Source organism: Candidatus Dependentiae bacterium, assembly GCA_018897535.1.
In the GTDB taxonomy this organism is placed as follows: domain Bacteria; phylum Babelota; class Babeliae; order Babelales; family UASB340; genus UASB340.
Genome location: JAHIKO010000018.1, coordinates 1 through 6,388 on the forward strand (window position 1 = coordinate 1; position 6,388 = coordinate 6,388).

The window sequence follows — 6,388 nt, forward strand, 5'->3', positions numbered from 1 at the left end:
AAAATATAGATAAAAAAGGTATTATAATAGGGACGATGCGAATAACAGAACAAATTGACGCATTACAAACTCTTTGTATAGATGTAAAACAATATCTGATTGTTCCAAGAATATTTGCATCAACTATTATAATACCTTTTTTATCTATATTTTGCTCACTTTGTGGAATACTTGCCGGTTATTTTATGTCCGTTTATGTTCTTGGCATTAGTTCTGAAATGTATACAGAGGCAATCAAAGAAAGTGTAGTATTCTCCGATATAACAAATGGCATAATTAAAGCAGTATTTTTTGGCTTACTTCTTTCGCTGGTGAGTACTTATAAAGGCTACACAACAACCGGAGGAGCTAAAGGCGTTGGTATTTCAACCACACAAAGCGTTGTTCTTGCAAACGTTATAATATTTATTGCAGATTATATATTAACAGCGCTTATGTTTTAATGGTGAAAATATGATAGAAATAAAAAATTTAACAAAATCATTTGGCGATAAAAAAATAACAAGAGGGCTTGATCTCACTATCAAAAATAATGATTTTTTAGCCATCATTGGTAGATCAGGTGAGGGAAAATCTGTCCTACTAAAACAAATAATAGGGCTAATAAAACCTGATGCAGGCGAAATTATAATAGATGGCCAAAATATTTCTAAATTAACAAAAATAGAATTACAAGAAGTTTACAAAAAATGCGGTTATGTTTTTCAGTTTGCAGCCTTATTGGACTCTCTAAATGTATTTGAAAATATAGGTATAACATTACTTGAAAATGACTATTCGCAAGATCAAGTTTTACCTGAAGTAATTAGAAGATTAAAAAGTGTGGGTTTGGGTGAAGATGTTTTGTATAAATATCCTGCTGAGCTTTCAGGCGGCATGAAAAAAAGAGTTGGACTGGCAAGAACACTAATGCTTAGCCCTCAAATACTGATTTATGATGAACCAACTACAGGCCTGGATCCAATTACTGTAAAACTTATTCATGAATTGATTAAAAAAACACATGAAGATCTAAATGCAACCACAATTGTCATATCTCATGATATTGAAATATTTAAATATGCAAAAACGGTTGCAATGTTGCATGAGGGGAAAATAATTTATACAGGACCTACTGAAAATATTTGGGATTGTCAAAATCCATATATTTATCAATTTATACGCGGCTTGGAAGAAGGACCAATTACAAAGGTATATTAGCATGAACAATGATCCACTAATACTTGTTATTGATGATGAACAGCCAATATTAAAAAGCTTAAATGATATTTTATCTGATGAAGGTTATCAAGTTGAAACGCTTAATGACGGCAATAAAAGTATTGATCTAATAGGAAAACTTATTCCCGATTTGGTATTATTGGATATTTTTATGCCCAATTGCAATGGAATAAAAACATTGGAACAAATTAAAAAAGAATATCCAAATATAAATGTTATTATGATTTCAGGATTTGGAAATATATCCATAGCAATTGAATGTCTTAAAAAGGGAGCTCTGGATTTTATAGAAAAGCCTCTAAACTTGGACGAAATTTTAACTAAAATAAAATTTTTAAATAATAAAAAAAATATCGATCAAACAAATTTAAATTTAGAAAATTCAAGTATCAATACAAATCCAAAAATAATTGGCCAAAGCTATCTATTTTTAGAGCTTGTGCAACAAATAAATCAAATTAAAGATCTTTTATATCCTCTATTAATTTATGGAGAACATGGAACAGGAAAAAGTTTATTTGTTGAATATTTACACAAAAATAGTATTTTCAAAAACGCTGATTTAATTACCATAAATTGTTCAAGTTTTAACAATAAAGAAATTACAGATATTATAAATAATTTTTACAAAACAAAAGACCCGCATCCTGCGTCTGTCATCCCGGACTTGATCCGGGATCCAGTCCTCAATAATAACTCAATTTTATACATAAAACACATAAATAAACTAAGTCCTGAAAATCAAAATTTGTTATTAAAGTACTTGGAGCAAAATAAAAATAGTCAAAAGAAACTAATAGCTTCAAGTCTTGAAGACTTGTACTTTCTAGTAAAAAACAACCTATTTAATGGAGCACTTTTTCACTTATTGAATATAACGCCCATAGAAGTACCTTCATTAAATAAAAGACGCTATGATATACCATTGTTATGCGATTATTTTTTAAAAGAAAATAACAATACAAATAATAAATCAATAATATTTGATACAAAAGCAATAAGAATATTAAGAAATCATGATTGGACAGGTAACGTTACAGAGCTCAAAAATTTAATTTCATATATCGTAAAAGCAACAAAAGAAAATGATAAAATTATTGATGATTTGGATTTAACAAAATATATAGAAGAAAAAAAATTAGATTTTATAGAAGAACAAACATTTACAAAATTTAACTCACTGAAAGAAGCAACAAATAGTTTTGAAAAAAAATATTTATTTTATTTACTTAAAAAAAACATGTACGATATAAAACAGACAGCAAATATTTTAAATATGTCAGTAATACAACTTAAAGAAAAAATACAAAAATTAAATTTAGTTATTAAGAGTTAATAATATTATTTAAAAAAACAAAAAATAGCGACTCTATAAATTACTTGACAAAATATGAATGAGAAAATTATTTTCATTCTTTCAAGAAGGGTGATTTAGTTATGAAGCAACCACTATGGATTTTAAATAGTTCGCTTTTAATTATTTTTATATTTTCAGTACTTTTAAATTTATTCTTAAAACAGGATGTTCCTGTCTTAAGAATGCCTACAGCAAAAACAGAAGAAAAGAAAATTGATAAAAAATTAGAACCCGAACACATATATCAATTCGATATTTTTGATACATATTCCCAAACATCAATACCGGAACCGGTAAAAAAAGAGCTTATTACGCCAATTCCGGAATATATACCACATCAAATAATTCCGATTCCCGAGCCTGAAAAACAAACGTTTGTGGATACTTTAAATTTAAAATTAAGTGGCATAATAGCAACAGAAAATGAAGAAAAAAGTGCAGCCATGATTTTGGACGAATCAAATCGAGAAAAGGTTTATCATCTTGGCGATATGGTTAAAGATGGACAAATAATAAAAATATCAAAAAATAAAATTATTCTTTTACGCGTAAATGGACAACAAGAAGCGTATCTTTTAAGACCCGAAGGCATATATCAAAAAGTAGTTCCGGAGAAATGGAATAATATCATAAACAAAACAAATGCAACAAATTTTATTGTAGATCCAAAGTTATTTGCAGAAAATATAGGCTCTTTAGGACAGGCTATGGAAAAATTTTCCATGCTTCCTGCATATGAAAATGGAAAAATAATAGGAATAAGAATAGGAAAAATTGAAAATGAAGAACTTTTAAATAATTTAGGAGTTTTAAAAGACGATATAATTTTAAACATAAATGGAATAACAACTGCAAATGAAAAAGATAGAATTAAAGCTTTTGATAAAATTTTGGATTCAAAAATTGGTGATTTAATAAAAATAAATTTAAATAGAAATGGCGATTTGGTAACATTGAATTATAATTTACAAAAAATAGAAAAACCTAAAAAAATATTTTTTATAGATCCGGCACAAGCTCCGGTAGAACCAACAAAACCGGAAACAGAATTAAAAATGAGCCCGGATCAAGAACGAGAAGCTCAACTAAGAAAATTTGAAGAAGAACATAAAACGCCAAAACAGGAAGATATAATTTCAGAAATAAGAAAGCGAATTTTAGAGAGCATGCAATCACGATCACAGGAAAGAAGGATCAGGTAGTATAAATTAATAAATGGAATAAATATGAACAATAAAAAATTATTTTTAATATTATTACTCTCGACCACAAGTCTAATTTATACAAAAGAATTGGAAAATGCAGAAATTTTATCAACTGAAAATCCTATACAAGATAACACAGCCGATCAAAATCTCACGGAAATAAAAAAACTTGAAAAGCAAGCATCAAAAAATTCTGAAGCTGTAACAGAAGAAAAAAATATTTATTTAAATTTTGAAAATGCAGAACTTTCAAATTTTATAAATTATATTTCTGAAATTAAAAAAATAAATCTTGTTCCGGATAAAGCCTTGGAAGGTGTTAAAATTTCTTTAACAATTAGAGAACCTTTAACCGTTGACAAAGCTTGGGATGTATTTCTTACAGTTTTGGAAATGTCTAATTTCAGTATAATAAAAAATGGCGATGTACATGTAATTGTTCCACGTAATACTCGAACAAAACAACCATTACCTGCATATATCAATGTTCCGGTAGATTCACTTCCGGATAGGGATGAAAATATTCGTTATGTAACATTTTTAGAAAATATAGATGTAGGAAGCATTCAAGGCTTACTTGATGGAATGTTAAGCCCTGAACATTCACTAATACCATATCCGGATGTTAACGGATTTATAATAGTCGACAAATCATACAATATAAAAGCTGCAATGAAAGTTATATTGGCTTTAGATCAAACAGGACTTAAAGAAGCCGTATATGTTTTAAAACTAAAAAGAGTAAATGCCATAGATGTTAAAAAATTATTTGAAGAGGGTGGCTTACTTGGAAAATCCGAAGGCCTAAGTCCACTTGCCAGACTTTTAGGTAAACAAGCCGAATCAAATTTACAATATTTTTCTTCAACAACTAAAATTATTGCCGAAGAAAGAACAAACTCTTTAATTTTATTGGGAACAAAAAATTCTGTAGATAAAATTGTAGAATTTATTGTCAATCATATTGATACGGAACTTAGAGAAGTTACATCGCCTTTACATATTTATGAATTACAAAATACCGATGCAGAACAAATTAAAACAATACTTGAAAAAGTAACCGATGTTTCTATTTTGGGTGAACAGGCTCAAAAATATGGTGCGGTAAGAGATGGCGTAAAATATTTTAAAGCAATGAATTTTGCCGTAGATAAAGATGGTAATAGATTAGTTGTTTCATCAACAGATAAACAAGATTGGCAGCTATTGGAAAAAACTATAAAAGATTTGGATAAACCCCAACCTCAAGTTGCAATTGAAACAATGTTTGTAACGATAAGCGCCGAAGATAATAAATTTTTGGGTGGGGCTATAAGAAATAAAAAATCCGGACAAATTGGAAAACATATTAATTTTCAATCGCCAAATGAAACCGGCGTAATGGTGACAGCAGATACCCCTGATTCCGGCTATAAAAATCTTCTTGGAAATATGATAAATGCAGTTACCGATGCATTAGGATCAACAATCTTAACATTTGGTCCCGATACAAATATTTGGGGAGCATTTAAGGCCTTAAGTTATCAAACCGGAACAAGTGTATTGACTCAACCATTTATAACTGTATCAAATAAGGTAACCGGCAACATAAATTATGGTGAAAAAATATATATAACAAAAGAAGAAATAATGGGAAGCACTTCAGTATCAAAACAACCTGATGAAGCAAAAACAGATATAAAAATAACGCCACAAATAAATATAGACGGAATGGTAAGGTTACATATAGAAATTACTATTGATGATTTTATAGATAAAACAGGAAGTCATGATAAAAAATCTGTAACTACAGATGTTACCGTCGCAAACGGACAGGTAATTGCACTTGGTGGTTTTATAAAAAATGAAATGTCCGATAATTTTATTAAAACTCCAATTTTGGGTGATATTCCAATTTTGGGATGGTTCTTTAAGCAAAAAAGTAAAGATCTTGTCAAAAAACATATTTTTATTTTTATATCTCCTACAATAATAAAACCAAGAGGCACTCCTGGCACAAATCATTATGCAAAAATGAAATTGGAGCAAGCTAGAAAATCTGTAGATGAAGTCACCGATTCCGGCGACATAAAAGATCCTATAGATACATGGTTTTTTACAGAAAAAGGTAAAAAATATTCAAATAAAATTGTAGATTTTGCAAATGGAAAACATCAACCAACAACAGTAGATATAAAAAATGATCCATACTATAGATCAAATACTGAAAGAACCGATGATATCGACGCATATCAAAATAATGTTAAAGAAGCAAAAAAAGAATCCAATATAATTGCTTTAAATAAATCACAAAAAAATCGCTTTAATTTAAAATCGAGAAAGGGCTTAGAATGCTAAAACAAATCTTTTTGCCCGAATTTTTTAAAAATAAGCGAATATACTCCCAAACAATAGTAAGTTATTATTTGGAAGAAAAAAAAGTAAGTGCTGTAAAAGTTTTGGCAACAAGAACTCAAACTATTATTAAAAAAGCCGATACAAAAAATTTTAATTTAAATAATAAAAAAGAACACAAAGATGAAATTATAAATGCCATAAAAGAAATTTCTTCCTCTTTTGGCAATTATGATCAAGCATTCATATCCATACCAACAGGAATTGTAAT

At 28.7% G+C, this 6,388-nt stretch carries 6 protein-coding genes; all 6 read left to right on the forward strand.

Annotation, left to right across the window (positions count from 1 at the left end; all coding sequences use genetic code 11):
* On the forward strand, positions 1-443 hold a 443-nt coding region (locus KKE07_00850), incomplete at its 5' end, for an ABC transporter permease (protein ID MBU4269411.1).
* Between the two features lie 10 nt (positions 444-453).
* Positions 454-1,200 (forward strand): ATP-binding cassette domain-containing protein, encoded by a 747-nt coding sequence (locus KKE07_00855; protein ID MBU4269412.1) that lies wholly within the window; start codon positions 454-456, stop codon positions 1,198-1,200.
* Between the two features lies 1 nt (position 1,201).
* Complete coding sequence (locus KKE07_00860; GenBank protein ID MBU4269413.1) at positions 1,202-2,557, forward strand: response regulator; 1,356 nt, start codon at positions 1,202-1,204, stop codon at positions 2,555-2,557.
* Positions 2,558-2,658: 101 nt separating this feature from the next.
* Positions 2,659-3,780 carry a hypothetical protein gene (locus tag KKE07_00865; GenBank protein MBU4269414.1) on the forward strand — a complete coding sequence of 374 codons (1,122 nt, stop codon included), beginning with the start codon at positions 2,659-2,661 and terminating at the stop codon, positions 3,778-3,780.
* Positions 3,781-3,804: 24 nt separating this feature from the next.
* Complete coding sequence (locus KKE07_00870; protein ID MBU4269415.1) at positions 3,805-6,120, forward strand: hypothetical protein; 2,316 nt, start codon at positions 3,805-3,807, stop codon at positions 6,118-6,120.
* Positions 6,114-6,388 (forward strand): hypothetical protein (locus KKE07_00875; protein MBU4269416.1); only part of this gene is annotated, 275 nt, incomplete at its 3' end. The genes KKE07_00870 and KKE07_00875, both read left to right, overlap by 7 nt.

Bases quoted from the DNA above. Each gene is read 5' to 3' on its own strand.
- KKE07_00855 (MBU4269412.1), top strand. From the start codon at position 454: ATGATAGAAATAAAAAATTTAACAAAATCATTTGGCGATAAAAAAATA.
- KKE07_00870 (MBU4269415.1), top strand. From the start codon at position 3,805: ATGAACAATAAAAAATTATTTTTAATATTATTACTCTCGACCACAAGT.
- KKE07_00860 (MBU4269413.1), top strand. From the start codon at position 1,202: ATGAACAATGATCCACTAATACTTGTTATTGATGATGAACAGCCAATA.
- KKE07_00865 (MBU4269414.1), top strand. From the start codon at position 2,659: ATGAAGCAACCACTATGGATTTTAAATAGTTCGCTTTTAATTATTTTT.